Annotated in this window: 28 protein-coding genes; 14 read left to right on the forward strand and 14 right to left on the reverse strand. The window is 58.5% G+C overall.

Translation table 11 applies throughout. The annotated features are described in order from the left end of the window. The first annotated feature begins 23 nt into the window (after positions 1–23). Positions 24–914: an alpha/beta fold hydrolase gene (locus TRM7615_RS05220; protein ID WP_108785836.1), complete on the forward strand. Its 891-nt coding sequence runs from the start codon at positions 24–26 to the stop codon at positions 912–914. Continuing rightward, positions 911–1,522: a glutathione S-transferase family protein gene (locus TRM7615_RS05225; RefSeq protein WP_108785837.1), complete on the forward strand. Its 612-nt coding sequence runs from the start codon at positions 911–913 to the stop codon at positions 1,520–1,522. Before TRM7615_RS05220 ends, TRM7615_RS05225 begins: the two co-directional genes overlap by 4 nt. Positions 1,523–1,685: 163 nt before the next feature. Here the strand turns inward: TRM7615_RS05225 and TRM7615_RS05230 are convergent, their stop codons facing one another. Together TRM7615_RS05230 and TRM7615_RS05235 are read right to left on the reverse strand one after the other, a co-directional pair. Then, a complete protein-coding gene (locus tag TRM7615_RS05230) occupies positions 1,686–2,294 on the reverse strand; it encodes a carboxymuconolactone decarboxylase family protein (protein WP_108785838.1) in 609 nt (202 codons plus the stop codon). A gap of 87 nt (positions 2,295–2,381) precedes the next feature. Beyond that, positions 2,382–2,759, reverse strand: coding sequence for a VOC family protein (locus TRM7615_RS05235; protein ID WP_108785839.1), 378 nt, complete (start codon positions 2,757–2,759; stop codon positions 2,382–2,384). A 39-nt stretch (positions 2,760–2,798) separates the two neighbouring features. Between TRM7615_RS05235 and TRM7615_RS05240 the strand changes: the two genes are divergently transcribed. Continuing rightward, the gene (locus tag TRM7615_RS05240) at positions 2,799–3,338 is read left to right on the forward strand and encodes a winged helix-turn-helix transcriptional regulator (protein WP_108785840.1); all 540 of its coding nucleotides are present in this window, start codon (positions 2,799–2,801) and stop codon (positions 3,336–3,338) included. Between the two features lie 137 nt (positions 3,339–3,475). Here TRM7615_RS05240 and TRM7615_RS05245 read toward each other — a convergent pair whose 3' ends face one another. Both TRM7615_RS05245 and TRM7615_RS26110 read right to left on the reverse strand, forming a co-directional pair. Next, positions 3,476–4,183 carry an adenylate/guanylate cyclase domain-containing protein gene (locus TRM7615_RS05245; protein WP_165821366.1) on the reverse strand — a complete coding sequence of 236 codons (708 nt, stop codon included), beginning with the start codon at positions 4,181–4,183 and terminating at the stop codon, positions 3,476–3,478. Positions 4,184–4,280: 97 nt separating this feature from the next. Continuing rightward, positions 4,281–4,406 carry a hypothetical protein gene (locus TRM7615_RS26110; RefSeq protein WP_268877546.1) on the reverse strand — a complete coding sequence of 42 codons (126 nt, stop codon included), beginning with the start codon at positions 4,404–4,406 and terminating at the stop codon, positions 4,281–4,283. Positions 4,407–4,652: 246 nt separating this feature from the next. On the opposite strand from TRM7615_RS26110, the gene parE reads away from it, so the two are divergent. After that, complete coding sequence (gene parE / locus TRM7615_RS05250) at positions 4,653–6,611, forward strand: DNA topoisomerase IV subunit B (RefSeq protein ID WP_108785842.1); 1,959 nt, start codon at positions 4,653–4,655, stop codon at positions 6,609–6,611. Between the two features lie 9 nt (positions 6,612–6,620). On the opposite strand, the gene TRM7615_RS05255 is transcribed toward parE, so the two are convergent. Further along, positions 6,621–7,559, reverse strand: a complete 939-nt coding sequence (locus TRM7615_RS05255; RefSeq protein WP_165821367.1) for a hypothetical protein — start codon at positions 7,557–7,559, stop codon at positions 6,621–6,623. Between the two features lie 303 nt (positions 7,560–7,862). Between TRM7615_RS05255 and TRM7615_RS05260 the strand changes: the two genes are divergently transcribed. Beyond that, positions 7,863–8,630, forward strand: a complete 768-nt coding sequence (locus TRM7615_RS05260) for a hypothetical protein (RefSeq protein ID WP_108785844.1) — start codon at positions 7,863–7,865, stop codon at positions 8,628–8,630. Here TRM7615_RS05260 and TRM7615_RS05265 read toward each other — a convergent pair. Beyond that, positions 8,618–9,295, reverse strand: coding sequence for a TIGR04283 family arsenosugar biosynthesis glycosyltransferase (locus TRM7615_RS05265; protein ID WP_108785845.1), 678 nt, complete (start codon positions 9,293–9,295; stop codon positions 8,618–8,620). The two genes, TRM7615_RS05260 and TRM7615_RS05265, sit on opposite strands and share 13 nt — an antisense overlap. 72 nt (positions 9,296–9,367) lie before the next feature. On the opposite strand from TRM7615_RS05265, the gene ygfZ reads away from it, so the two are divergent. Both ygfZ and TRM7615_RS05275 read left to right on the forward strand, forming a co-directional pair. Continuing rightward, positions 9,368–10,102, forward strand: coding sequence for a CAF17-like 4Fe-4S cluster assembly/insertion protein YgfZ (gene ygfZ / locus TRM7615_RS05270; protein ID WP_108785846.1), 735 nt, complete (start codon positions 9,368–9,370; stop codon positions 10,100–10,102). A 71-nt stretch (positions 10,103–10,173) separates the two neighbouring features. Continuing rightward, positions 10,174–11,109, forward strand: a complete 936-nt coding sequence (locus TRM7615_RS05275; protein ID WP_108785847.1) for an ABC transporter transmembrane domain-containing protein — start codon at positions 10,174–10,176, stop codon at positions 11,107–11,109. Positions 11,110–11,416: 307 nt separating this feature from the next. Here the strand turns inward: TRM7615_RS05275 and efp are convergent, their stop codons facing one another. Further along, positions 11,417–11,980 (reverse strand): elongation factor P, encoded by a 564-nt coding sequence (gene efp, locus TRM7615_RS05285; RefSeq protein WP_108785848.1) that lies wholly within the window; start codon positions 11,978–11,980, stop codon positions 11,417–11,419. A 219-nt stretch (positions 11,981–12,199) separates the two neighbouring features. Between efp and TRM7615_RS05290 the strand changes: the two genes are divergently transcribed. Further along, on the forward strand, positions 12,200–12,520 hold the full coding sequence (locus TRM7615_RS05290; protein WP_108785849.1) for a DUF6280 family protein: 321 nt from the start codon (positions 12,200–12,202) through the stop codon (positions 12,518–12,520). 58 nt (positions 12,521–12,578) lie between these two features. On the opposite strand, the gene TRM7615_RS05295 is transcribed toward TRM7615_RS05290, so the two are convergent. After that, a complete protein-coding gene (locus TRM7615_RS05295; protein ID WP_108785850.1) occupies positions 12,579–13,148 on the reverse strand; it encodes a cobalamin biosynthesis protein CobQ in 570 nt (189 codons plus the stop codon). 67 nt (positions 13,149–13,215) lie between these two features. On the opposite strand from TRM7615_RS05295, the gene TRM7615_RS05300 reads away from it, so the two are divergent. Then, positions 13,216–14,670: a cobyric acid synthase gene (locus TRM7615_RS05300; protein WP_108785851.1), complete on the forward strand. Its 1,455-nt coding sequence runs from the start codon at positions 13,216–13,218 to the stop codon at positions 14,668–14,670. 3 nt (positions 14,671–14,673) lie between these two features. On the opposite strand, the gene TRM7615_RS25475 is transcribed toward TRM7615_RS05300, so the two are convergent. From TRM7615_RS25475 to TRM7615_RS05325, 4 genes are all read right to left on the reverse strand, one after another. After that, complete coding sequence (locus tag TRM7615_RS25475) at positions 14,674–15,741, reverse strand: hypothetical protein (protein ID WP_165821355.1); 1,068 nt, start codon at positions 15,739–15,741, stop codon at positions 14,674–14,676. Between the two features lie 76 nt (positions 15,742–15,817). Beyond that, the gene (locus TRM7615_RS05315; protein ID WP_108786007.1) at positions 15,818–17,236 is read right to left on the reverse strand and encodes a TolC family outer membrane protein; all 1,419 of its coding nucleotides are present in this window, start codon (positions 17,234–17,236) and stop codon (positions 15,818–15,820) included. Positions 17,237–17,329: 93 nt separating this feature from the next. Beyond that, the gene (locus TRM7615_RS05320; protein ID WP_108785854.1) at positions 17,330–17,983 is read right to left on the reverse strand and encodes a protein-L-isoaspartate O-methyltransferase family protein; all 654 of its coding nucleotides are present in this window, start codon (positions 17,981–17,983) and stop codon (positions 17,330–17,332) included. Positions 17,984–18,256: 273 nt separating this feature from the next. Beyond that, positions 18,257–19,156 (reverse strand): LysR family transcriptional regulator, encoded by a 900-nt coding sequence (locus TRM7615_RS05325; RefSeq protein ID WP_108785855.1) that lies wholly within the window; start codon positions 19,154–19,156, stop codon positions 18,257–18,259. Positions 19,157–19,254: 98 nt separating this feature from the next. Between TRM7615_RS05325 and TRM7615_RS05330 the strand changes: the two genes are divergently transcribed. The 5 genes from TRM7615_RS05330 (at position 19,255) to TRM7615_RS05350 (ending at position 24,039) form a co-directional block, all read left to right on the forward strand. Then, the gene (locus tag TRM7615_RS05330) at positions 19,255–20,040 is read left to right on the forward strand and encodes a CmcJ/NvfI family oxidoreductase (protein WP_108785856.1); all 786 of its coding nucleotides are present in this window, start codon (positions 19,255–19,257) and stop codon (positions 20,038–20,040) included. Positions 20,041–20,078: 38 nt separating this feature from the next. After that, complete coding sequence (locus TRM7615_RS05335) at positions 20,079–20,867, forward strand: SDR family NAD(P)-dependent oxidoreductase (RefSeq protein ID WP_108785857.1); 789 nt, start codon at positions 20,079–20,081, stop codon at positions 20,865–20,867. A 98-nt stretch (positions 20,868–20,965) separates the two neighbouring features. Next, positions 20,966–21,811 carry an enoyl-CoA hydratase/isomerase family protein gene (locus TRM7615_RS05340; protein WP_108785858.1) on the forward strand — a complete coding sequence of 282 codons (846 nt, stop codon included), beginning with the start codon at positions 20,966–20,968 and terminating at the stop codon, positions 21,809–21,811. Between the two features lie 149 nt (positions 21,812–21,960). Continuing rightward, the gene (locus TRM7615_RS05345; RefSeq protein ID WP_108785859.1) at positions 21,961–22,866 is read left to right on the forward strand and encodes a 2OG-Fe(II) oxygenase family protein; all 906 of its coding nucleotides are present in this window, start codon (positions 21,961–21,963) and stop codon (positions 22,864–22,866) included. 186 nt (positions 22,867–23,052) lie between these two features. Next, complete coding sequence (locus tag TRM7615_RS05350; protein WP_108785860.1) at positions 23,053–24,039, forward strand: zinc-dependent alcohol dehydrogenase family protein; 987 nt, start codon at positions 23,053–23,055, stop codon at positions 24,037–24,039. Between the two features lie 146 nt (positions 24,040–24,185). Here TRM7615_RS05350 and TRM7615_RS05355 read toward each other — a convergent pair whose 3' ends face one another. Both TRM7615_RS05355 and TRM7615_RS05360 read right to left on the reverse strand, forming a co-directional pair. After that, on the reverse strand, positions 24,186–25,160 hold the full coding sequence (locus TRM7615_RS05355) for a D-2-hydroxyacid dehydrogenase family protein (RefSeq protein ID WP_108786008.1): 975 nt from the start codon (positions 25,158–25,160) through the stop codon (positions 24,186–24,188). Then, positions 25,160–25,342 (reverse strand): hypothetical protein, encoded by a 183-nt coding sequence (locus TRM7615_RS05360; protein WP_108785861.1) that lies wholly within the window; start codon positions 25,340–25,342, stop codon positions 25,160–25,162. Before TRM7615_RS05360 ends, TRM7615_RS05355 begins: the two co-directional genes overlap by 1 nt. Between the last annotated feature and the right edge of the window lie 4 nt (positions 25,343–25,346).

Below are 25,346 nucleotides of genomic sequence, written 5' to 3' on the forward strand. Positions count from 1 at the left end.
TGAGCACCTGAAGGGAGGCCCCAATGCGCAGCGAGTTCGCGGACCTGAACGGACAGACATTCTTTGTGCGCAGCTGGGGTGATCCGTCCTTGCCGACATTGTTGATGCTGCATGGGTTTCCCGAATACGGCGGGGCCTGGGGGGATCTGGCGCCGCATCTATTGCAGCATTTTCACTGTGTTGCCCCGGATCAGCGTGGCTATGGTCAAAGCTGGGTGCCCGAGGGAGTCGAGAACTATGTGACCTCGGCCTTGATCAGCGACATGGTTGCCCTGATCGAACGCCTCGGCGCACCGGTGACGGTCATGGGGCATGACTGGGGCGCGGCGGTGGCTTATGGGCTGGCGATGTTCAAGCCCAAGCTGGTCGACCGGCTGATCATTGCCAATGGTGTACACCCGGTTCCGTTCCAGCGCGAGATGGCGGCAGGTGGCGCGCAATCGGAAGCGTCGCAGTACATCAACATGCTGCGCGCGCCAGAGTCCGCGGACGTCATGAGCGCCAATGATTATGCCGGGATCGAAAAGTTCTTTCGCCGTCATCTGGGCCAGGATTGGCTGGATGAGGCGACGCTGACCAAATACAAGACCGAATGGGCGCGTCCCGGCCGGTTGAACGCCATGTTGAACTGGTACCGCGCCTCGCCCCTGCAAGTGGCCGCCCCGGGAAAACCGATAACGGACCTGCCCGCCCTGCCCCTGGACCGTCTGCGCGTGCACTGCCCGCATCTGCTGCTTTGGGGGCCGGACGACAAGGCGTTGCTGCCACAATCGACCGAAGGGTTGGAAGACTTTGCCGCTGACCTGACACGGGTTACCATTCCAGACACAGACCATTGGCTGATCCATCAGGATCCGCAGGCGGTGGCGCAGGCCATTCTCGACTGGATGCCCAACACTGGAGAGACATCATGATCAAGGTTCATCATCTCAACCGTTCACGCTCGCTGCGCATCCTGTGGCTGCTCGAAGAGCTGGGGGTTGATTATGAGGTCATCCGCTATGAACGGGACGCCAAAACCAACCTGGCCCCACCTGAGTTGCTGACAGTACATCCTTTGGGCAAATCGCCGGTGGTGGAGATCGACGGGCAGATGGTGTCGGAATCGGCGGCCATCGTTGAAGTGCTCTGCGCGCTTTATGGCCCCCATCTGATACCGGATGCAGGCTCGCCGGAGCATTGGCATCATCTGGAGCTGATGCATTTCGCCGAAGGCTCGGTGATGACCCCGATCCTGTTGAATTTGTATGTCGGGATGCTGGGGGATGCGGGCGCTCCGCTGCACCCGCGCATCCAGAACGAGCTGACCAACCACTTCGACTACATGGAAAGCGTCCTGCGCCCCTCGGGCCATTTTGTGCTGGATGATCTGTCAGCCGCCGACATCATGTTGAGCTTTCCCGCCAGTATCGTTGGGCGCCTGGGTCGCAGCAGCGAATACCCGGGTCTCACAAGCTTTGCCCAGATGATCGAAGCCCGCCCGGCCTATGTTCGCGCATTGGAAGCAGGCGGCGGATCCTGATCCGGAAGCGCTCCCGCCCCCGCTGCATGCCCTGACGGGCCCTGGCGGCGTTGGGCCAGGCGCCTCGCCTGCGGCGAGGCGCGGCACCGCAGAACGAGGGCGAGAGCTTTGTTGCAGCCATGGCGACAGGCCGCTGGTGACCATCACCCATGTGCCACCCAGCTTAGGTGTGCCCCCAATCGTCCGGGTCATCCGAGTTGTTCGGCGACAGCCCCAGCACATCGCCCTTGGTCGAGCATCCCAGTCCCAGAACCGTCCGGTTGGCGTAAGAAAAATACGAGCTGACCTGGTTGATCTCGAGAATACAGCCGTCGTCCCAGCTCACATTGCGCAGAGCGATCACATCCGCCTCGACCATTTCGGCCGGAGCCTCTGTCAGCTTGCGGGCATAGAGCATCGCCGCCACTTGTGCCTCATCCAGTGGGACGTCGGTCAGGTCACGCGCCTCAATCCCTGCGCGGATCGCCAAGCCGCGCGTTTCATCCCCCAGCAGGCGTTGCATCCCCTGAAAGTGATGTTCGACGCAATATGCACAGCCATTCAGCGAACTGACCCAGACCCCAAGCGTTTCCAGAAACCACTTCGGGATCTTGTTGCCCGTGTGGTGCAGCACGTTCTTGTAGAGCACCATGTGCCCTTCCATCGAGTGGGGCCGCAGGGAATGGGACATCATGATGTTGTCCACGTTGTTGTCTGGGCCCGTCACCCGCTGATAGAGCTTTTTCAGCTTGCCTGTTGCCTGCTCGAACGGAACGGTTTCAATCCAGCTCATGTCGCCTCCTCACCTGACAGAATTCTGATTGGGCGAACCCTAGCGGCATATCCTGCGGGCTGCGAGGCGCAATTTCCGGACCCTGCCTCAGGCCGCCCCGGTCAGGTCCTGCGCCAACATCAACGCATTGCCGTCAGGGTCATAGAACGTGGCAGTCTTGACCATGCCCTCGATCACATCCGTCGGACCGTCAAAGATTACATTCGCGCCTTCCAACGCCTGCCGCGCACTGTCCATGTCAGCGACACCAAACACAGGCACGCAATTGCCCGGCGCCGGTTCGGCCTGCTCGCCAAAGCCGATTGTCACGCCCGTGGTCTTGGTCTGGATCTCTGACCACCCAGCCTCATCGGCATGATAGATCACCTCAAACCCCAGCATGTCGTGATACCAACGGGCGCTTACGTGGCGGTCCCTGACTGACATGGCGAGGGTAATGGTGTTTTCCAATGAAACGAGCGACATCAACTTTCCTTTCGACGCAAAATATACTAACTATATTTTATGGACATAAAGTTACTTGTCAACATCACCTCTCGGGCTTGGGCATTGCCCATTCTGGCGCATCTTCACGACGGTGTTCCGGGGCGCCAAGCGCCGCTGCTGTCTGCAACTGGCGCCAGCAGGACTGCTTTTGCGCAAAGCCTGGCCCACCTGATCGAAATCGCGTTGCTGGAGCGGAACCCAGGGCACGGCCACCCATTGCGACCTGAGTTCCGATTGACGCCAGAGGGAGAAATAGCAGCGCAGCTGGCGCATAGGGTTCATGCGGTGCCTGGTGAGCACAAGGCGCTGCTGCGCCGATCGTGGACCTTGCCGATCTTGACGACGCTGAACCGACCCAGCCGCTTTAACGTCGTCAAACATCAGCTCGGGAGGATAACGGATCGTGCGTTGTCACAGTCGTTGCAAACGCTGGAAGAGCATGACTGGATCAGCCGAACCGTGGACGGCACCAGCAGGCCACCGCATTCGATCTATCACGCGATCAACACCGGGCATGCGATCAGCGAGATGGCCTGTCCGCTTATCACGCTGCGCTGACATGCGGCCAAACGCTTCAGAACTCGTACGTGCCGGTTCGCCACCAGGTTTTGACGCGGCCCACGCTTGTGACATCGACGCATCCGCAGGCCTCGAAAGTGTTGTACGGCCTCATCTTTTCCAAACGACCCGGCCATTCAATCGTTCAAACCCTGCATCGCCTGTTTCAGCTCGTTGCGTGCGCGTTTCTTTTCCAAAGACGCCATCCGCGAGGGATCTTTTACGAATGTGACTGCGGCGCTGTGATCTGAAAGGGCATGGGCTTCTCTTGTGCCAAGAACGCTGTATGTTTCGAGAGGGCGGACGAACCCTTTTACCGTCACAGCTCCAGCAGGTTCGGTCAAAATCGCGCCTTTGACCAAGGCATTTGTTTCATGAGCCAAAAGGAGTCCCCCGGCGTCAGCGGATGCTTCCATCCTCGCGGCCAAGTTCACCTCGCTCCCAATGATCGTAAAATCCATGCGCTGATCGGAACCGAAATTGCCTACTGTGCAAAACCCCGTGTTGATTCCGATGCGTAGATCGATGGATGCGTCCAACCCTTGCTCTCGCCACGACTCCCGCAACTTCGACATGCGCGCGCGCATCGCCAGTGCCATCTGAACACAACTGATTGCGCTTTCTTGCGCGCTTGCCCCGTCTGCGGCATCCCCAAAATGAACGACCACCGCGTCGCCGATGAACTTGTCCAGAATTCCGCCATACCGCAACACAATCTCGGACATCTCGGTAAGATACTGATTGAGCAGCGAAGTCAGTTCCTCGCTTTCCAACCGCTCGGTCATGGTGGTGAACTCCACGATGTCCGAAAACAGCACCGTCAGCTTCTTGCACTGAGAGGCCACCTCGACCTTTTGCGTTCTGGCGAAAATCGATTGATACAGCTGCGGAGAGATGTATTTCCCAAGTCGGGCTGACCATGAAGGTCAGGCAACAGCTGGCCTAGTTGGAAAAGACCGTGGCAGGAATGTTGCGTACCGTTTCCACGAACTTCTCGACGCTCAATTCGCGGATGGCGTCAGCCTCATTGACTGGAGTCGCGGCAAAGTCGGGATCGGGTTGTGACATGAGCGAGAGCGTGCGTGTTTCTGATCACCCCGGCAAGGACGGCGCGCGCAACAGAACAGCCACGTAATAGCTCCAGCTCTTCGCCCGACAGCCTTGGCATTCAATACAAAACACGGACAAATAGGCAGCTCCCCGGCACCGCTGACGCGCCAAGTTATACACAACACCCTGCGTCCCCCCTTCCCCCCAACCACATCACCTGCCATAATACCTGCCAAACAAGAGCCCAAGAATATGAGCAGCGACATGCCCGAAGATCTGTTGAGCGGAGCCCCCTCCGCAACTTATGACGCCTCCTCGATCGAGGTGCTCGAAGGGCTGGAACCGGTCCGCAAACGCCCCGGCATGTACATCGGCGGCACCGACGAGCGCGCGCTGCACCATCTGGTGGCCGAAGTGCTCGACAATTCGATGGACGAGGCGGTTGCTGGCCACGCCAACCGGATCGAGGTTGAGCTGCACGCAGATTACGCCATCACCATCCGCGACAACGGGCGCGGCATCCCGATTGATCCCCACCCCAAGTTCCCGGACAAATCCGCGTTAGAGGTCATCCTGTGTACCCTGCACGCGGGCGGCAAGTTCTCGGGTGAAGCTTATGAAACCTCGGGCGGTCTGCACGGGGTGGGCGCATCGGTCGTGAACGCGCTGTCCGATTCCATGGTCGTGCAGGTGGCGCGCGACAAGCAACTGTTCGAACAGCGCTTCTCACGCGGCATCCCACAAGGTCCCGTCGAAAAAATCGGCGCGGCCCCCAACCGGCGCGGCACCACCGTGACGTTCCACGCGGACGAGGAAATCTTTGGCCACCACAGGTTCAAACCCGCGCGCCTGTTCAAATCCATCCGCTCCAAGGCGTACCTCTTCTCGGGCGTGGAAATCCGTTGGAAGTCCGAGATTGATGACGGCGAGACACCGACCAGCGCCACGTTCCACTTCCCCGGAGGTCTGTCGGATTACCTGACCGAGACATTGGGCAGCGCGTCGACTTATGCCGACGTGCCCTTTGGCGGCACTGTGGATTTCAAGGAAAAGTTCGGCACGCCGGGCAAGGTGGAATGGGCGATCAACTGGACGCCCTCGCGCGATGGCTTCATCCAGTCCTATTGTAACACCGTCCCCACGCCCGAAGGCGGCACCCATGTCGCCGGGTTCTGGGCCGCGATCGTCAAGGGAATCAAGGCTTATGGCGAGCTGGTCAACAACAAGAAGGCCGCTCAGATCACCCGCGAAGACCTGATCACCGGCGGTTGCGCGCTGGTCAGCTGTTTCATCCGAGAGCCGGAATTCGTGGGCCAGACCAAGGACCGTCTCGCCACGGTCGAAGCACAGCGGCTGGTGGAAAACTCGGTCCGGGATCATTTCGACAACTGGCTGGCGGCGGACACGAAATCCGCCGGTGCGATCCTCGACTTCCTGATCCTGCGCGCCGAAGAGCGGCTGAAGCGGCGTCAGGAAAAAGAAACCGCGCGCAAATCGGCCACCAAGAAGCTACGACTGCCCGGCAAGCTGACCGACTGTTCGTCGAACACTCGCGAAGGCACCGAGCTATTCATCGTCGAGGGCGACTCGGCCGGTGGGTCGGCCAAGATGGCGCGCAACCGCAAGACCCAAGCGCTGTTGCCCCTGCGTGGTAAAATCCTGAACGTTCTGGGCGCCGCCAGTTCGAAACTCAGCTCCAACGCCGAGATCAGCGACCTGACGCAGGCGCTTGGCGTCGGCTTGGGGACCAAGTTCAACGTTGATGATCTGCGCTATGACAAGGTCATCATCATGACCGATGCGGACGTCGACGGTGCGCATATCGCGGCGCTGTTGATGACGTTCTTCTTCACCCAGATGCGCCCGATGATTGACGCGGGCCACCTGTATCTGGCCTGCCCGCCCCTCTTCCGCCTGACCCAAGGCGCCAAGCGTGTGTACTGCGTGGATGAGCCGGAACGGGACGCGTGGCTGGAGAAGGGTCTGGGCGGCAAGGGCAAGATCGACGTCTCGCGCTTCAAGGGTCTGGGCGAAATGGACGCCAAGGACCTGAAAGAGACCACGATGGACCCGAATTCCCGCACCTTGATCCGGGTGACGATTGACGAGGACGAACCGGGCGAAACCGGAGATCTGGTCGAACGCCTGATGGGCAAGAAACCCGAACTGCGGTTCCAGTATATTCAAGAGAACGCGCGGTTTGTGGAGGAGTTGGATGTTTAAGACACCAGCTCACTCTGGTGACCACTGCCAATTTCTGTGATCTAAGAGGCTATGCACCCTCCAAAGGAATACGTTGGAGACATTCAACTTTCGTTGCCACCTAGCGGTTTCGCCTGTGCCGTTGTCGACAAGATAAGCAGGCTTTTCGCGTGTCACTATTTCAACGGGCTTGTCTCGAAAGTAACGTCCGATAAGGCTGTTTAAGTGCAAGTCTTCACCGCCATAGCCGAACAAAACAACTGCATCAGACTCGTTCATGGCCTCTTCCAACTTCATCCAATAGGTTCGAAGTAGTGGACTTGACGCAATAACTGCCGCTTTGTGTGCGACATGGGTCAACACCAGATGTGTCGATGAATGGCCAATTAAAGCATTCACCCCTGCAAGGTTTGTCTTTCTGATAAGGCCCTGACCGTCAGTAAAGTAGAGCGGACTCCCATGAAGGTGCAAATAGTACCCCTGGTAGGTCGGACGATGTCTTTCCAGGTTTCCTTCTGCAAATTGATGCTGGAAGCCGTCAATAGGATAATGGTTTGGGCGAAATAGCTGACTTCCAATAAATGATCGATACAATAACTCATCATAGTTCAACGTCGCAATGTGGCTCCCAGTACCAGCCACGCTATCGATCAGAGTTGTTACAAAATCAATTGGCAGAGTGTGCTCTAGCCGATGAAAATATACAGCAGCTCGAAGAAAGTAACTTCTAATTGCATTTGGAAACGCTCTTCCAGTTTCGTTCAACCACCCCGCACCACCAGCGACTTCAACTTTTGATATCTCATCACACGCAGCGAGAACTCGTTGAAGCTTGTCAAGTTGCTCTTCGCCCTGAGGAGCCGCAGTTATGTCACCTTCGATTACTTCTTCTGGTAGACACTGATGAATCAACTGTTTTTGTTCGCCAGAAAGGACCGTACTATCGTCCCACGCCGATTGCAGTGCCATTGATAAACTGTAGTCCTCATTAGAAATCGCTCGTCCGAGACCATTTCCAAAAATGTACATTTTTCTCAAAATACAAACCTTTGCAACTTCGCCAAACCCAAAACAACTTCTGGTTATATTTCGCGGGAAATATCGTCAATAGAAGTTCATCACCGTAGGAAGGCTTGAAGCTATTTCCCGGGGGGAAGGTCAGGCGCAGCAAAATGCTCTGCATTTTGCTTGGGGGTGTTAGAGAGAGCGACACTAACCCTACAAATGCGTGAGGGCTGTTGCGTCACCCCACCAGCCGCCTAAACTCACCCCATGAACTTCATCGCTGACAACCAACTCCCCCTGCTCATTGCCTTTTTCCTGGCGGGCTGCATCGGCACCGGGTTCCTGTTCCGCAAACCCGCAGGCCACCGGGCGTGGAAGCTGGCGGATCTGGTCTGGGTCGTTTTGGGCGGCATCGGGGCCTTGGTGGCGGTGCTGGCGGGGCTCTACAAGGCCGACAGCTCGCGTCTGGATCGGCAGATCGACATCGCCTATGCCGCCACATCCGCATTCGACCGCGACGCCGCGCGGTTCCGGTTGCGGTTCTGCGACCCCGCCTATGACAGCGATATTGCGGTGCTGTGTGACAAGGTCGAGTTCCTCTCGGCCTCAACCGCGTCCAACGCCGAACTGCCCCTGTTCATCGCCGTGACGAATGAGGTTGCGCCTTTGGCGGGGTTGAGCTTTCTCTTTGGCTGGGGAGGCGATGACATGGACGAGATGGACGAGATGCGCCAACAGGCCAACGCATTCGATCCTGATCAGTTCCTTGTCTTCACTACGCTCGATGAGCCCACCAAAGCAGCCGTCGACAACATGCGCCGCAAGGTGCCGACGATTGCGGGCGATTACCTGATCCTGGCGATGGCCTATGACGATCTGGTCGAGCAGGTCGGCAAGCTGAAAGACGAGTGGGAGTATCTGCAGGACAACGCCCATATCCTGATCCTGCAGGTGATCGCGCTGTGTTTGGTGAGTTTCGCCGCGCCCTTTCGATTGGGCAAATCGGTGGTCGAGTTGGTGGATCAGCGGCGATAGCTGTCGGCCAGCGTCTCGGGCGACGTTCCGGCAAAGTACCGCATCAGCGTCCACAGGTTCCGGCTGCCCCGCTTGAGCCATCCGGCGCGCTGATACCGCTCGGCACTGGTGATCGCGCGCACGGGCAGGCCGGTGAGGCATGGGAGGGCGCGGACAATCGCCACATCCTCCATCAACGGCTGATCGGGATAACCGCCCGCCTTGTCATAGTCGATGCGCCGCACCAGAAGCCCCTGATCACCGTAGGGCAGCCCAAAGAGCCGCGACCGCAGATTGGCCCAACCTGCGACCCAAGCGGGCATGATCCCCCGCGCGCGGAATGCCAGTTGGAACCAGGCGGGCGCGCGGTTGGTCTGGATGTGGTCGGCGACAGCTTCGCTCCATCCTGTGTCCAGCACCGTGTCGGCGTGCAGCACCAGCAGCCATTCGCCCTTGGCCTGCGCGCAGCCGCGCCGCAATTGCCCACCACGAGACGGCGCGCCGGTGACGATCTCGGCCCCGGCCTCCTCGGCGATCTTGAGCGTTGCGTCGGTTGAACCCCCGTCCGAGATGATGAGCTCACGGATCAGCCCCTGCCCCAGCCCCTCCATCAGCGCCTCAAGCGTGCGGGCCAGATTGGCCTCGGCGTTCAGCGTGGGGATTATGATGCTGATTTTGGCGGGCATGTCCGTCCCCTCTGGTCACTGGCTTGGGTTCTCCTATATCACTGGCGCGTGGATTTGAAACGAGGGACCGCCATGACCGCCCGCCGTATCCTGCGCCTGAGCGGCGCGGACACTGTCACTTTCCTGCAAGGGTTGGTGACCAATGACGTGGACAAGCTGGATCAGGGGCTGGTCTATGCTGCGATCCTGACGCCGCAGGGCAAATATCTGGCCGATTTCTTTCTGGCACGCGATGGCGATGACGTGCTGCTGGACGTGGCCGAGGAGCTGGCCGATGGGCTGGTGAAACGGCTGAGCATGTACAAGCTGCGCGCAGACGTGCAGATCACCGACAGCGGGTTGAACCTGCAACGTGGCAGCGGTGAGGCCCCCGAAGGTGCTCTGCCCGACCCGCGCCATGGCGAGATGGGTTGGCGTGCCTATTCCACCGCCCCGGCCAGCGATGATGGCACGGATTGGGATGCAATTCGGGTGGCGCATTGTATCCCCGAGACGGGCATCGAACTGACCCCAGACAGCTATATCCTGGAAAGCAGGTTTGAGGTGTTGCAGGGCGTCGACTTCAAGAAAGGCTGCTATGTTGGCCAAGAGGTCACGGCGCGGATGAAACACAAGACCGAGCTGCGCAAGGGATTGCGCCAGGTCGTGGTCGAGGGTGACGCACCGGAGGGCACCGAGATTGTGGCCAATGGCAAATCGGTCGGTACTCTGTTCACCCAATCGGCCGGCAAGGGGATCGCCTACCTGCGCTTTGACCGGGCCAAGGGAGATATGCAAGCCGGAGAAGCCACGGTTCGTCTTGATTAACCCAAGGGTTTGAATTTCAAACCAAAGACCGGCACAGTGTCGACCAGGCAAGGGTCTTGGGGACACATCGCATGCTTCAGCTATACGCAGCCATTTGGCGGGTCAGTTCGGGTCGGCAGATCGTTCTGATCATCCTGTCGCTGGCCATCGCTTTTCTGGCTGCCGTCCCGCTGGAGTTCCAAAAGGACATCGTCAACCTGCTGACCGAGAACGAGATCAACGAAGAGGATCTGTTCTGGTACTGCTCATTCATGATGCTGGCGATCCTGCTGAGCCTGGGGTTGAAATGGCTGATGGGGTATCGCTCGGGCCTGCTGGGCGAGGACATCATCCGCTTGATCCGAAGCCGCCTGGTCGACGGGGCGATCTCTGCCGATAGCCAAGGCACCAGCCTGCGCAAAGGCACCCTGTCCACCGCTGTCTCGGCCGAAGCCGAAGAGTTGGGCAAGTTTGCAGGTGCCGCCATCTCGGAACCCGTGGTGCAGATCGGCACATTGGTCAGCGTGATCGGCTTTATCGCGACTTCACAGCCGGGGCTTGGGACGATCGCCCTGCTGATGATACTGCCGCAGGTGGTCATCGTTCTGGTGACGCAGCGCAAGGTGAACCAATACGTGGCCGAGCGGGTGCGCGTCCTGCGCAAGGCCACGGATCAACTGACGGCCCGCGACGTGCAAGAGGCCGAGGCTGCTGTCAAAACCCATTTTGACGAGATCTATGAAGCCCGGCGGCACATGTTCATCTGGAAGCTGTCGACCAAGTTCCTGCTCAGCACGATCAACGGCGCTGGAACCGTGGCCGTACTGTTGCTGGGTGGCTGGCTTGTGATCGAGGGGAAGACAGACATCGGAACTGTGGTTGCCGCCACCATCGGCCTGGGTCGCATTCAGGCACCGACCGCCTTTTTGATCGCTTTTTACCGTCAAGTCAGTGCCAACCGGATCAAATACGAGCTTCTGCGGGAGCTGTTTGAAGGTATCCCTACCCAACAGACGCAACGGGCCTAAGGCCCATGGCACACGCAAACACTGTCATTCGATCCATAAACCTGGCTGGGGAGACCATCTGTGTGGACATCTTTCGCCGCCCCAATGCAGCTACGGATTTGACGAATTTCGCCGCGACCCCGAGGACGCGCGCGGTTGGTACAGCATCGGGTATTTTGGAAACCAGACGTTTGAAAGCTTCGACGCAGCCCTCACTGCGGCCTGTGATGCGGTGCACTGGCTTGGCGACGCTTTGACCAACTAAACTGTCACAAAAAATGGCCGCCTCCCTCGGAGACGGCCATTTGTAATTCTCAAACGCTTCGGATCAGGCGCGTTCCGAGTATTCCATGGTCTCGGTGTTCACCACGATCATCTCGTCCTGGCCAACAAACGGAGGCACCATGACCTTGACACCGTTGTCCAGGATCGCAGGCTTGAACGAATTGGCAGCGGTCTGCCCCTTCACAACCGGCTCGGTTTCGACGATCTGGCATGTGACTTTTTGCGGCACCGTGGCGTTCAGCGCCTCGGAATCATAAAATTCGACAACAATTGTCATGCCGTCCTGCAGAAACGGGCGGCGATCCCCCAGCAATTCTGCGGGCAATTCGATCTGCTCATAGGTCTCGGTATCCATGAACACGAGCATGCCATCGCTCTCGTACAGGAACTGCTGATCTTTCTGTTCCAGGCGCACGCGCTCGACCTTGTCTGCCGAACGGAAGCGTTCGTTCAACTTGGATCCGTTGCGCAAGTTGCGCAGCTCGACCTGGGCAAAAGCGCCGCCTTTACCCGGCTTTACGTGATCGACCTTGACCGCGGCCCACAGACCGTCATTGTGCTCCAGAACATTGCCTGGACGAATTTCGTTCCCATTGATCTTGGGCATGACATATTTCCTTCACACATGCTTGATGCAGAGTTTGCAGACCCTATATCTGGCGGGACGTTACCTGGCAAGACAACGATACCTAGTGCTGCGGTTGCAGCGAGCCATGCAAATGACGCAACGGCGCTATGCAGAAACGGGGTACCCGAATCAAACCTGATCCGTCATAAGGAACGCCACGCCGGAAATTGCAAGAGCAAGAACAACAAGGAAGACGAGATGAGAGATTTCGTTGACGGCACTGCCTTTAATAATGAACAGGGCAATCGTGCACGTAAACTATTCGCAGCCGTTGTGTTGGCTGCACTGGATGACGCCATCGCCGATGACAAGAAATACGGCAATGGTCCTGAACAGATCGCCCGTTGGGCACGGTCGCGCGACGGCCGTGAAGTCCTGAGCTGCGCGGGCATCGACCCGAACGAACGCGTTGTCTCGGGCCTGATGGATTTTGTTGGCCGCGGTGTGCGCACCTCGGTTGCGCTGTCGCGCGAAGAAAGTGAGCGTCGAAACGCCGCTCAGCAGGCTGAAGCTGCCTAAACACAAAGCACTGCTGCATGAAAAAGCGTGCTCCTGGGGGAGCACGCTTTTCCTTTTTCTAGAAGTGCGACAGCCATTGGCTGGCCACCCATAGCTCGGCCGCCAACAGGCTGCCAAACCCCACCCGACCCCATGCGCTGATCCCCCCGCGCCACAGGTGCAAATAGGCCAGAACACAGGCTGACACCGCGATTGGAACGATCCAATGGGCGTGATGACTGCTGTCCCAATAGCTTACGGGGCTGTGAAACACCCAATCGTTCAGCGGCCAGAAATGCGCCCGGCCATCGCCCGAGTGCAACACGAAATCAGTCCCCAAATGCAACAACCCTGCGCTGGCAAAGGCCGTCATGGGTCGCCATCCCAACCGCAACGCCAGAGCCATAATCACACCCCAGATCAAAAACGAATTGTCGATTGCAAACACTGTCTGCCAGGCAGAAGAAAAGTAGAGCTCGCCAAACACCACATCTTCGGGGATGCCCAAGACAAACAGGGACACGCCGGCCAGCACATAGAGCGACACATCAGGCATCACCGCACCCAGCAGCGCGGCCCCCATGATCCGGCCATGACCGGGGACGCCGAAAGCAGCGGCCCCGATCAGAAGGTGCGCGGGTGTATTCATTTCGTCGCTTCCGGGCTTTCCCTTTGAGCACAAATCAGGTCATCTGCCCCCAGCATAGGAGGCACGCATGGTTCAGACCATCATGATTCAGGGCACCGGCAGCAATGTCGGAAAATCGATGTTGGTGGCGGGTCTTGCGCGTGCTTATACCCGTCGTGGCCTGCGCGTGGCCCCGTTCAAACCACAGAATATGTCCAATAACGCCGCCGTGGCCGAAGGCGGCGAGATCGGTCGGGCGCAGGCGCTTCAAGCCCGCGCGGCAGGGCGTGAGCCGCACACGGATATGAACCCGATCCTGCTGAAGCCCGAGACCGACACCGGTGCACAGATCATTGTGCAAGGCCAGCGACGCGGCACCATGCGCGCGGGGGATTATCGCAAGAGCAAGACACAGCTACTCGAGGCGGCGTTGGAGAGCTTTGGGCGCCTGTGTTCTGATGCCGATCTGGTGCTGATCGAAGGGGCTGGCAGTCCGGCCGAGACCAACCTGCGCGCAGGGGACATCGCCAACATGGGTTTTGCCTGTGCTGCTGACGTGCCTGTCATTCTGGTTGGCGACATTCATCGCGGCGGCGTGATCGCTCAGATCGTGGGCACTCAGGCCGTGCTCGACGACACCGATCTGGCACAGGTCGCAGGTTTTGCGGTAAATCGGTTCAAGGGCGACATCACACTCTTTGATGAGGGACGCGATGACATTGCCGCGCGCACCGGCTGGCCTTGTCTGGGCGTGGTGCCCTGGTTCGACGATGCCTGGAAGCTACCGGCCGAGGACATGATGGACATCCGCTCGCACATGGGCGGGGCCTGCAAGGTGGTTGTACCGCAACTTGCGCGAATGGCAAATTTCGACGATCTCGATCCCCTGTCGGGCGAGCCCAATGTCTCGGTCGAGGTTATCCCGGCAGGTCGCCCCCTGCCCGGCGACGCTGATCTGGTTCTTCTACCTGGCAGCAAATCCACCATTGGCGATTTGAATTTCTTCCGCGCTCAGGGGTGGGACATTGACCTACACGCACATGTGCGGCGCGGGGGGCATGTGGTGGGACTGTGTGGCGGCTATCAGATGCTGGGCCAGACCATAGCCGACCCCGAAGGGATCGAAGGCTTCTCCGGCGAGGTCGAGGGGTTGGGCCTGCTAGATGTACACACGGTCATGGTCGGCCAAAAGAAAGTGACCCGGACGCAAGCCTCTGATGCCCAGACCGGCCTGCCCGTCTATGGCTATGAGATCCATATCGGCCGCACCGAAGGCCCCGATTGCACCCGTCCCTGGCTTACGGTCGGCGATCGCCCCGAAGGCGCGATTTCAGCATCTGGTCGGGTGCGCGGCAGCTATCTGCACGGGATGTTTGCATCCGACAGCTATCGCGCGGCATTCCTGCAAGAGCTGGGGCACAATTCGGGTTTGACCTACGAAGAGAGCGTCGAAGACACACTCGACGCTCTGGCTGATCATCTGGAGCGCCACATGGATCTGGATCAATTGCTGGGCCTTGCGCGAGCGCCCAAGCGCGCTTGACCGTTACTCAAGCTCCTGCGCGGTCAACGCGCGATGGATTTCCCGGCGGACAAGCTTGCGCACATTGCGGGTGATCCGCTCACCCAATGCGCCCTGCAGCTCCTCGCGCACGATGTCAGCCACCAGTTCGCGCAGGCTTTCCTCGTCCAGAACCGCCTCGTCCGAAGTAAAGACTGACGCGTCCTCCTCGGCGTCCTCGGGTGCGAATTGAACATCCTCAACACGCGCCTGCACTTTTGGAGCGACCTCTTCCACAATGTCTTCGACGATTTCTTCGGCGTCCAAGACGTCGCCCGCTTCGGCATGATCTTCCCATGACATGGCAGCGACCCGGGTTCCGGAATAGGCATCATGACCGTCGCCATCGGGCTCCCATTGATCCTGCGTCCGAGCGATCACAGCCTCAAGTGCCTCGATTTTCGAGGTCAGCGGCTCAGCCTCAACCTCTGGGTGGTCGACTTCATCATCGACGATGTCTTCGACGGTCATTTCGGCGAAAACTTCGTCGTCCAGATCGCTCTCTTCGGCCGGATCAAACGGAAGTTCTTCGGCTTCGGCTTCGGCTTCGGCTTCGGCTTCGGCTTCGGCTTCGGCTTCGGCTTCGGCTTCGGCTTCGGCTTCGGCTTCGGCTTCGGCTTCGGCAGAGAAATCTTCCTCGGGCTCTAAGACAACCTCGTATTGCTCGTCCAGCACCATGGCTGCCGGAGCTTCCTCGGTCTCGGCGGTGTCCTCCTCCGGGAAATACTCCTCGACGGCCTCACCCAGTTCATGAGCCGCCCCATACAAGGTTGCATCCGGATCGGTCCACGGTGCCGCGTCATCGACTTCGACCTGAGTCTCTTGCGGTTCGGCATCAGCGTTCTCAAGTTCGACGACGTCGATGTCGTTCACTTCCGGTGCATCATCGATGGGTTCGGCGACACGCAAGGCCGGGGTCAGAACAAGGCGATCCGCGGCAGGTGCTGGCTTTGCTGCCTCCTGCCGCGCTTCTGTTCTGCTTTCTTCACTGACCAACCGTCTGATCGAGGACAGGACATCTTCGATCTGAACGTTCGCTACAGGATCAGACATGTGCTTTCACCGCTCTTAATCTCAAGTCGCAAGTGTAGCCGCACACATGGATTCTCACAACAGATAGCGAGAATTCTCACTTCTTACCTAGTGCTTCCAGGACACGGTCCAGATCCTTGCTCCGCTTAGAGACTTGGGCGGGCGCCCCTTTGACCAGATTGTAGTAGAGCGTCGGGTCATAGATCTGCACTGCCAGTCCCAGCCGCTCTGCCGTCAGCAGACCTTGTGCCGACAACAGCTGATAGGCTGCCAATGACCGCTCGGCGCGCGCTTGGATCTGCGAAGTCTGCGCATCCAGCAGTTCCTGTTCCGAGGTCAGAACGTCAAGCGTGGTCCGTGCACCCAACGTGGCCTCTTCGCGGATACCATCAAATGCGACCTGTGCCGCACGCACGCGTTCGTCTGTCGCGCGCAGGTTGGCCTGAGCGGTTTCGAACCGGACATAAGCCTGGTTGACCGCCTGGATGACGTCCTTTTGCGTGTTCAGCAAGCTGGCCTTGACCGAGTCGCGGGTTGCCATCGCCCGGCGTATAGTGGCAGCCAGGCGACCACCGGCATAGACCGGTTGACGGAAAACCAATCCGGCGCTGGCGGTGTTGTTGTAGTTGGAGTTTCCGAACGTGTTCGTAATCCCGACGTCCGCCCGAATACTGGCAGTTGGGCCAAGTGCCGCGCGCTGACGATCCACAGTCAAATCAGCTGCTTTGACCTGGTGCTGAACGGACAGAATGCTGGGATGGTTGCGCACCGCAATCGCGACAGCGTCGCTGATCGATGCGGGGTGCCGCGGCAAACGAGGCTGGCCAGCCGTGCGACCAGGGTCCCGGCCCACCGCATTGACATACTCCGCCTTGGCCGTGGTCAGCGCACCCTGCGCATCCGCCAGGTTGGCACGAGCAGCTGCAACGCGCGATTCGGACAACGCCACGTCGGTGCGTGTGACTTCACCCACCTCGAACCGATCCTGCGACGCCCGCAGTTCTTCGCCCAGAACCCGTACGTTGTTCTGACGCAGGACAACGTTTTCTTCCTGAAGCAAAACGTCCATGTAGGCGGAAACCGCACGCAACAAAATCGATTGCTCGACCTGAAGAAGGCTCTGGCGGGTCGCAAGAACGGTTTCCTGCGCGGCCTGTTTCGCCAGGATGCTGGCGCCACCATCGTACAGCAGCTGAGTGAGCTCAAAACCGCTGAAAAAGGTCGAGGTACGGGTTTCCGTGACCAGATTGTTGGATTGATTGTTGACCAAGGCCCGCTGTACGCGAACCGTGAAATCGATGATCGGGCGCAGGGCCGAAACAGCGATGGCCACATCCTCGTCCGCGGCCCGGAGGAGCGCGCGGTTCTGTTCCAACAGGCCACTGGTGTTGTACGCGCCGATGAGCGCATCCGCCAGATTGTCTGCATGTCCCTGTTTCGGCATCATGCCTGCCAGGACAACTCCGGCTGACAGTACCGCGACCTTTGCAAGTCTACGTGCCACTGCTCTGCGCATCGCTTGCTTCTCCATCGCATTACAAATGTTCAATTCAGATTGCTCTTTATTCCGCCAACAGGCAAGGTCGCACCCTACGGAACCGGCGAAAAATCACAGTTGAAAGGCGCGGGCCTTCTCAAAACCCGGCAAAATCGGCGCTGTGGCATTAAATGCAAAGCGCCAGGTCACGCGATCACCGGATTTATGTCCGATACGCACAGTGCCCAAATCGCCCTCCATGAAGATGCACCCGATGCGGCCCCCATCCTTCAGCTGATCCAGCAACGTCTGCGGCACCTCTTCGACACCGCCCTGGATCACGATGACATCATAGGGTCCGTGGTCTGCGGCACCTGCGGTCAGAGGTCCGGTATGAACCACCGCGTTGTCCGCACCCGTCTCCATCAAGATGGTTTGCGCCTCGCTGGCCAGTGTCTCGTCTTCTTCGACTGCGACCACCAGTTCGGCCATGCGGGCCGCAACAGCGGTCGAGTAGCCAAAGGTCGCGGCCACATCCAGGACCACTTCATCGTTCCCGATGTTCAACCCATCCAGCATCTTGGCCAAGGTCCGTGGCTCCAAAAGGCTGCGGCCAGCGCCCAAATCAATCAGATCTTCGGCATAGGCTGCTTCGCGCTGTGCATCTGGCACAAAGTGCTCGCGTGGGACGGCCAACATGGCGTCGATGATGGGAAACTTGGTCACATCCGAGGGTCGAACTTGGGTGTCGACCATCATGCGGCGGCGGGCGGCAAAATCTGTCATGGCATGCTCTTGTATCGAACGGTTGCAAGCGCTTGTGCCACATCCCTGCCCAACCGGCAACGCCTCCTACGCATTTGAGCCAAAGCGCCACACACATCTGTGTCGCGCGCCACGACAGGGTAAAACGCCAACGTCCCCCATACGGCACCCCCAGGCAGATGTGACCCGGAAATACTGTCTCATCCTTCCCCTGAAAACACCTGACCAAACATGCAACTCAGTTCCAAGCTATGAGATCCGTTGTTCACGCCGGGCTCAGGAACAGGAGGCCATTCAAGACAAATTCGCACGGCCCAGATGTTCGATCAGGAAATCCATGAACACGCGCACTTTGACAGAAACGACATTGCTCTTTGGGTAGATCAACCAAAGCGCCGGTTTGTTTTCAAGCTCATAGTCCGGCAGCACACGCGTCAACGTACCGCCTGCAATCTCCTCGTGCACAGCCCAGAGAGAGTTGATGGAAATGCCTGCACCATCAAGCGTCGTCAGTTTCTGGGTCAGCCCGTCGTTCAAGATCAGGTAATGGGCCGCAGTCTTTGGGTTGAACTGTGCTTGTGCCCCTTCGCTGGAAACCAGGGTTCTTGGTTCAGCATCCTTGAATGCAATCAATCGATGGTTCGCAAGATCGCCTGGGTCTTTCGGGGTTCCATGGCGCTCCAGATAAGAGGGCGAGGCACATAGAATGCGCGTGTCATCAGCCAACTTGCGTGCGGTGAGGCTACTGTCTGCAAGAGCCGAGTTGCGGAGCGCAAGATCAAAGCTCCCCTCGATGAGATCAAACTGCGCGTCCGACAGGTGCAGGTCGAGCCGTAGGTCAGGGTATTTGTCCATGAACTTTGGCAACAGCGGCGAAATGTAAAGCTGTGCAAAGGTGCTAGGCGCAGCAAAGCGAAGGGTTCCGCTGACCTTTGTGCGCCCCTTGCCCAGGGCGGCAAGCGCGGCTTCTTCCTGGGCGATCATTTCCCGCGCATAGGGAAGAAAGTCCTGCCCTTCGAGAGACAGGGATACTTTGCGCGTTGATCGGTGCAACAGATCCGCACCAACGAGACGCTCCAACTTTGCGATGCGTGTACTTGCGACAGCGGGCGCCATGCCAAGCGTGCGGCCTGCCGCGCTGATGTTCAGTGTCTCGCAGGCGAGAACAAAAAGGCGCAGGGTCTGAGTGTCCATATCATTTACTTTTTCGGAATAGTGAAATCAAATATGCCATCTTTATATACATTTCGAAAGTTATAATTCTGTTCGCGAGACGACAACAGGAGCACCCAATGGCCCAGATCGCGACCGTAAACTACCATGTGCACAAGCCGGAACGGCAGGCATTTGAACTGGACGCTGGCGGGACTGTCGGTAACTTGGTTTCGCCCGAGCTGGTACCAAAGCAGGTGGCCGTGCGCGATGTGCGCGTGTCAGATGCAAACCTGTCGTTCGAAGGTAACTCCGTAGCTTTCAAGACTTTTCCAACGGATGTGCAGTCCTTTGACGCAGGAATGGACTGGCAGGACACCTACAACCACGAACTATCCAAACTGCTGACCTCAGAACTCGGTGGGCAGGAAGTCATCATTTTTGACCACACTGTGCGTGTGGACGACCCAAAGGCAGACCGCGCACCGGCCCGCAATGTACACAGCGACTACAGCGTAGATGGGGCCAAAAAGCGCTTGATCGACATCTTGGGGGAAGACAAAGCCACCGAATGGTCCAAGGGTCATTATGCCTTTATCAACATCTGGCGGCCCATCGGTGCCCCGATCAACTCTGCTCCACTGGGGTTTATCCGCCCATCCAGTGTGGCCGATAAGGATTGGATCCTGCTTGATCTGATATATCCGGATCGCAGGGGACAGATCATGGGGATTGCGGCAAACCCGGATCATGATTGGCTCTATATGTCCAAAATGACCCCTGATGACGTGGCATTCTTCAACATTTTCGACAATCGCGGCCTGCCTTCGATCGCCCATAGTGCGTTGGACATGATCGAGGACCCGAAAATTCACACCATCCGGCGCAGCATCGAAAGCCGAACTTTGGTTCGTTACGCGGCCTAATCCCCAAAGCCGGGACCAGCAAAAAGAGAGATCAACCAATGACCAAGACCATTCTCATCACAGGCGCGACCGATGGTATCGGCCTTTTGACCGCACAAGCCCTTGCCGCTGAAGGGCACAAGATTCTCTTGCACGGCCGCAACGCGGCAAAGCTTGAGGCAGCAGCGAAAACTGTGGGCGGCACGACAGAGCAATACCTGGCGGACCTGTTCAATATGGCCGATGTGCGTGCGCTGACTGCCAGCATTCGAGCAAAGCACAGCCAGGTCGATGTGATCATCAACAACGCTGGTATTTTGAAGACTCCGAACACCGAAACACCGGATGCCCATGACATCAGGTTTGTGGTGAACACCTTTGCGCCCTATGCGCTGACGCGTGACCTTTTGCCGATCATTCCGACAGATGGCCGTGTCGTGAACCTGTCCTCGGCCGCGCAGGCGCCGATTGATCTGGACGCCATGCTTGGGCGAAAAAAGCTGGATGACATGGGAGCCTATGCGCAAAGCAAGCTGGCCATCACAATCTGGTCCCGCGAGATGGCAAAGGAACTGCCAGAGGGGCCTGTGATTGTCGCGGTGAACCCTGGATCACTGCTGGCATCCAAGATGGTCAAAGAGGGATTTGGCATTGCCGGAAACGATCTGAGCATCGGCGTGAATATTCTGCGCGAGGCGGCACTTGGGGCCTCTTTTGCAGATGCCAGCGGCAAGTATTTTGACAACGACAGCGGGCAGTTCGCACAGCCACATGCGGCGGCACTGGATACGGCGCACAGCGCTGATGTGATGAAGGCCATCCAGGATGTACTGGCCCCTCAGCCCTAAACAGAACCCGCCCGACTGACACGCGGCCTCAGCCCCCCCCCTTCGAAACCGAAGCAACCCGCCAGAGACTTCTGCGCGGCTCCAAGAAAGGCAGTCCAATGAAATACGAGAACTTCACCACATTCGATGTCAAAATCGAAAACGCAATCGCCACCGTCACCTTTGATTTTGGAACTGTGAACGTACAGGGCCAGGAAATGCTGGCCGATCTCAACAGTCTTGCCATGCGACTGGAACGTGACCGCGAGACAAAAGTGGTGATCTTTCAATCGGCCAACCCGGAAATCTGGGTTTGCCACTATGACACCGAACTGCTGAAAGACATGTCGACCGAGGCCGTGTCGCGCGAAGAGGCGCAACTGCTTGATCTTCAATCCGTTTGCGAGCGCATCAGCAGGGTTCCCCAGGCCACGATCGCCAAACTGGAAGGCTTTGCACGCGGCGGCGGGCACGAGTTGGCCCTGGCGCTCGACATGCGCTTTGCTGTGCGTGGCAAGTACAAATTCATGCAGATGGAAGTTGGCATGGGCATTCTACCTTGTGGCGGCGGCGCCTCGCGCATGGCCCGCCAAACCGGCCTGGGTCGCGCCTTGGAGATCATCCTCAGCGCACGCGATTTCAGCGCGGATGAAGCCGAAGCAATGGGTACGATCAACAAAGCCTTTGAGGCGGACGAGATTGACGACTACGTCACGACCTTGGCCAATCGCATTGCCAAGTTCCCGGCTGAATCGATCAATGCCTGCAAGCAAATGGTTTATGAATCGATCGACAAACCAATTGAGGACGCGCTGAAGGCCGAGGCCTATTGGCTGTATCAAGCGACCAGTAAAACGCCAGCCGTCAAACGCTTTGCCATCGCCGATGAGCAAGGGTTGGAACACGATCTGGAGAACCAGCGCAACTGGAACACCCTGGTCATGGATGTCCAGGACATCCAATAAAACCTTCCCTGACAGGGCGTCCCAAGCCGCGTTTGGGGCGCCCGACAAATCCATCCCCAAAGGCCAGGGACCAGCCCAGATGGTCCGGTTTTTTCCGCTAAACGAGCAGCCCACAAAGGTTGCATGACAGTCACGAGGAGTGACATGAAATGACACAGCCTTCACTTGAACGCGCGCGTTCAATCACGCGCCCCACCCGCGAAGAGATGCTCAATCGGGCACCCGCCTCGCAGCAGTTTTGGACCCAAAACAAGGGATTGCTGGCGGATGCGTGGAAAGAATGGGAAGACACCGATCTGAAACCCATCCTCGACAGCAGCCTGTTTGATCCCAAACTGCGCGCAACCGTCGAGCAAGCCTGGGACGACCCCAGCAAAGAGATCGCCGTAAAAGATCTGTGGGAAGAGGTCTTTCCGGGTGTCTATGAGGCGCAATTCTTTGATCCGACACAGCTCTCGGTCTTGCGCGACTACCTTGAACGCGCCGCCTCTGCGAATATCCCTTTGCGCCCACCTTACGGGATTTCGCTGAACCGAGGGGGCGCGATGCTGGACAGCCGTTCAGAGGGCTACCTTGCCGCGCCGCAGTTTCAGCGGTTCTACCGCAATCTGATGGATGCCTACATGCGGCCAATCTCGCGGTTGCTGTTTCCGGATATTGTTGGGTACGACACCCAGACCTTTGGGTTTTCCATTCAATGGCAGGCGGATGCCGATACTTCATTGCGGGCCCATACGGATGCATCTTCGGTCACGCTGAACCTCAACCTGAATCTGCCCGGAGAAGTGTTTTCCGGATCCGGCGTACGGTTCTTTGACCGAGAAACCCGTAAGGTGGCGGAACTGAATTTTGCCCCTGGCAAGGCCCTGATCCATCACGGCAGCGTGCCCCATGAATCCATGCCGATCACCAAAGGCGAGCGATCCAACCTGGTGCTCTGGCTGTACGGAGACCACGGACAGGTGCCCCGCTTTGGCGGCCATCAGGCAGAGGTTGATGCGAAACAACGCTGGAGCGTGCCGACGACACCAAATGACGGTTTCGCCCCGTTCTAGGGCCAACCACGCACCATTTTTGACTGTTTGCGAGGGTCCCCGAGGCGGGTGGCCCTCGTATTTCTGTCAGAGATACCGCACCTCATTATATCCAAAATCGGAAAACTGAACTTATTTTTGGGTCAATTTACGCAACTTCAGAATACTATATCTCCTGCGCATCACTTATTCTTCAGGATGTGCACAATGAAAGCCACGACCCTCACCGCCTACGGCGAAACCGCAAAGTTCGAAGCCGCCGACCTGCCCAAACCAGAGCCAACCTCTGGTCATGTTGTTGTGCGCATTGCGGCCAGCAGCGTGAACACGGTTGATACTATGATCCGCGCAATGGGTAATGATTTGCCGCTCTCTCCTGCTCTGCCTGCCGTTTTGGGTATGGATTTTGCCGGGGTCGTCGAGGCCGTTGGCGAAGGCGTGAGTCAGTTTTCCGTAGGTGATGAGGTCTACGGCTGCGCCGGCGGTTTGGCTGATCTGCCGGGCGCATTGGCTGAATTCATGCTCGCCGATGCGCGACTGATCGCGCACAAACCCAAATCCATCTCGATGCGCGAAGCTGCGGCCATGCCCTTGGTCGGTATCACCGCCTACGAGGGACTTGAGCGCGCAGGCATCGCGGCTGGCCAGAAGGTTCTGGTTCAGGGGGGCGCCGGCGGCGTTGGTCACGTTGCGCTGCAGCTGGCCAAATACTTTGGCACCGATGTCTATGCCACCGGCACCGGCGACAAACAGATGGAGGTGATCAAGGGCTATGGCGCGACGCCGATCGATTTCGCTGCTGAAAAGATCGCGGACTATGTGTCCGAGTACACGGATGGTGCGGGTTTTGACCTGATCTTCGATTCCGTTGGTGGTGCCAACATGACAAATTCATTCGAGGCCGCCGCGCTCAATGCCAATATCGCCACAACCGTCGGGCTGCTGGAACTTGACCTGTCGCCCGCACACTTCAAGGGCCTGTCGCTGCACATCGTATTCATGTTGTTGCCGATGCTGAGCAATCAGGGCCGTGAAAAGCATTGCGCCATCCTGACCGAATTGGCGAGCATTGTGGACGCGGGCGCGTTGAAGCCCTTGCTGGATGACACCGCCTTTGACCTCGACACTGTCGGCGACGCCTATGATCGTCTGACAAGCGGACAGGCCATCGGCAAAGTGGTCATCGACGTCTAGCCCACAGGGACACCTGCAAGAGTGGTTGCCGAACGAGCGCTGATGGCAACCACTCGAAACCTTTTGATCCACATATAACGGGACAAAAGGTGATGAGTCGACTTGGTATTTTCAGCCTTGTTTGCCTGAAGCGAGGTCCACTGCGCTCAGCCAGCAACCTCTGGGTTGATCACATGGATCGGCGCCCCGCGCGCAAAGGCGTTCACCTGGTCGTAGATGTCTGCGAATTGCAGATCAAACTCGTCTTCGGTGACGAAACCGATGTGCGGCGTAGCGATTAAGTTGGGATGAGACAGCAGCGGATCGGTCGGGTCGATCAGCGGTTCGGTGTCGAACACATCAATGGCGGCCTTGCCTGGGCGGCCTGCGTTCAGCGCTTGCAACAGCGCGCCCGGTGCAATCAACCCTGCGCGAGAGGTGTTCACGAGCAGCGCATCGGGCTGCATAGCGGTCAAGTCCTGCGCGGTGATGATCCCTCGCGTGACCGGTTTCAGACGCAGGTGCAGGCTGACCACATCGGATTCGGCGAAAAAGGCCTGCCGACTTTGAGCAGTTACCTCACCCTCCGCTTGCGCACGGGCTCGCCCATCCTCCGAGGCCCACCAGGTCACCTCCATTCCAAAGGCGCGCGCATAACCGGCCACCAACCGTGCAATGCGACCATAGCCGTAAAGCCCCAGACGCCGCCCCTTCAGCGTCTTGCCGGCGCCTGACTGCCAACGCCCCGCCTTTACACTGGCCATCTGCCCAGGCAAATCGCGCATCCCGGCCAGGATCAGAGCCCAGGTCAACTCGGCTGCGGCATGGTTGGGAGCGCCGCCGCTGGGTATCTTCGAACAGAAGGCAACTCCGTGATCAGTACAGGCCGTGACGTCCACATGCGGATAGACCCCGCGTTGCGAGATCAGGCGCAGGTTCGGAAGTCGCTCCAACAGGGCACGCGTGACTTGGGTGCGTTCCCGAAACAGCACCATCGCTTCGGCGTCGGCCAGCCGTTTGGCCAGACGGTCGATATCCTCGACATGGTCGGTCCAGACGGTCACCTCATGCCCGTCGAGTTTGGCAAAACTGGGCAAGCCGCGCAGTGTATCGAACCAGTCATCCAGGATATGAACGCGCATCATTGCCCCTTGTGGTAAGCCGCCACGGCGTTCGCGGCGCGATCGTGCAGAACCGACAGGCGCTGAACCTCGGGATCTTTCAAATCCGGCATCGAGGTCAGCTCGGCCCCGATGGTGTCGCGCACCTCGCGCAAGCTGTCGATGGCGGCGTTGATGCGGTTTATTGCTTCTTGGGATGTCATGGTC

The sequence above is a fragment of the Falsiruegeria mediterranea M17 genome (genome assembly GCF_900302455.1).
Lineage (GTDB): Bacteria > Pseudomonadota > Alphaproteobacteria > Rhodobacterales > Rhodobacteraceae > Falsiruegeria > Falsiruegeria mediterranea.

Excerpts from the sequence above, each read along its gene's own strand:
- TRM7615_RS05355 (WP_108786008.1), bottom strand. The coding sequence starts at position 25,160 with ATGCGCGTTCATATCCTGGATGACTGGTTCGATACACTGCGCGGCTTG.
- TRM7615_RS05255 (WP_165821367.1), bottom strand. The coding sequence starts at position 7,559 with ATGGCACTGCAATCGGCGTGGGACGATAGTACGGTCCTTTCTGGCGAA.
- TRM7615_RS25475 (WP_165821355.1), bottom strand. The coding sequence starts at position 15,741 with ATGTCTGATCCTGTAGCGAACGTTCAGATCGAAGATGTCCTGTCCTCG.
- TRM7615_RS05220 (WP_108785836.1), top strand. The coding sequence starts at position 24 with ATGCGCAGCGAGTTCGCGGACCTGAACGGACAGACATTCTTTGTGCGC.
- TRM7615_RS05330 (WP_108785856.1), top strand. The coding sequence starts at position 19,255 with ATGGCCCAGATCGCGACCGTAAACTACCATGTGCACAAGCCGGAACGG.
- TRM7615_RS05290 (WP_108785849.1), top strand. The coding sequence starts at position 12,200 with ATGAGAGATTTCGTTGACGGCACTGCCTTTAATAATGAACAGGGCAAT.
- TRM7615_RS05230 (WP_108785838.1), bottom strand. The coding sequence starts at position 2,294 with ATGAGCTGGATTGAAACCGTTCCGTTCGAGCAGGCAACAGGCAAGCTG.
- TRM7615_RS05315 (WP_108786007.1), bottom strand. The coding sequence starts at position 17,236 with ATGCGCAGAGCAGTGGCACGTAGACTTGCAAAGGTCGCGGTACTGTCA.
- TRM7615_RS05265 (WP_108785845.1), bottom strand. The coding sequence starts at position 9,295 with ATGCCCGCCAAAATCAGCATCATAATCCCCACGCTGAACGCCGAGGCC.
- TRM7615_RS05335 (WP_108785857.1), top strand. The coding sequence starts at position 20,079 with ATGACCAAGACCATTCTCATCACAGGCGCGACCGATGGTATCGGCCTT.
- TRM7615_RS05235 (WP_108785839.1), bottom strand. The coding sequence starts at position 2,759 with ATGTCGCTCGTTTCATTGGAAAACACCATTACCCTCGCCATGTCAGTC.
- TRM7615_RS05350 (WP_108785860.1), top strand. The coding sequence starts at position 23,053 with ATGAAAGCCACGACCCTCACCGCCTACGGCGAAACCGCAAAGTTCGAA.
- TRM7615_RS05320 (WP_108785854.1), bottom strand. The coding sequence starts at position 17,983 with ATGACAGATTTTGCCGCCCGCCGCCGCATGATGGTCGACACCCAAGTT.
- TRM7615_RS05340 (WP_108785858.1), top strand. The coding sequence starts at position 20,966 with ATGAAATACGAGAACTTCACCACATTCGATGTCAAAATCGAAAACGCA.
- parE (WP_108785842.1), top strand. The coding sequence starts at position 4,653 with ATGCCCGAAGATCTGTTGAGCGGAGCCCCCTCCGCAACTTATGACGCC.
- TRM7615_RS05225 (WP_108785837.1), top strand. The coding sequence starts at position 911 with ATGATCAAGGTTCATCATCTCAACCGTTCACGCTCGCTGCGCATCCTG.
- TRM7615_RS05345 (WP_108785859.1), top strand. The coding sequence starts at position 21,961 with ATGACACAGCCTTCACTTGAACGCGCGCGTTCAATCACGCGCCCCACC.
- ygfZ (WP_108785846.1), top strand. The coding sequence starts at position 9,368 with ATGACCGCCCGCCGTATCCTGCGCCTGAGCGGCGCGGACACTGTCACT.
- TRM7615_RS05360 (WP_108785861.1), bottom strand. The coding sequence starts at position 25,342 with ATGACATCCCAAGAAGCAATAAACCGCATCAACGCCGCCATCGACAGC.
- TRM7615_RS26110 (WP_268877546.1), bottom strand. The coding sequence starts at position 4,406 with ATGTCACAACCCGATCCCGACTTTGCCGCGACTCCAGTCAATGAGGCT.
- TRM7615_RS05325 (WP_108785855.1), bottom strand. The coding sequence starts at position 19,156 with ATGGACACTCAGACCCTGCGCCTTTTTGTTCTCGCCTGCGAGACACTG.
- TRM7615_RS05240 (WP_108785840.1), top strand. The coding sequence starts at position 2,799 with ATGGACATAAAGTTACTTGTCAACATCACCTCTCGGGCTTGGGCATTG.
- efp (WP_108785848.1), bottom strand. The coding sequence starts at position 11,980 with ATGCCCAAGATCAATGGGAACGAAATTCGTCCAGGCAATGTTCTGGAG.
- TRM7615_RS05260 (WP_108785844.1), top strand. The coding sequence starts at position 7,863 with ATGAACTTCATCGCTGACAACCAACTCCCCCTGCTCATTGCCTTTTTC.
- TRM7615_RS05300 (WP_108785851.1), top strand. The coding sequence starts at position 13,216 with ATGGTTCAGACCATCATGATTCAGGGCACCGGCAGCAATGTCGGAAAA.
- TRM7615_RS05275 (WP_108785847.1), top strand. The coding sequence starts at position 10,174 with ATGCTTCAGCTATACGCAGCCATTTGGCGGGTCAGTTCGGGTCGGCAG.
- TRM7615_RS05295 (WP_108785850.1), bottom strand. The coding sequence starts at position 13,148 with ATGAATACACCCGCGCACCTTCTGATCGGGGCCGCTGCTTTCGGCGTC.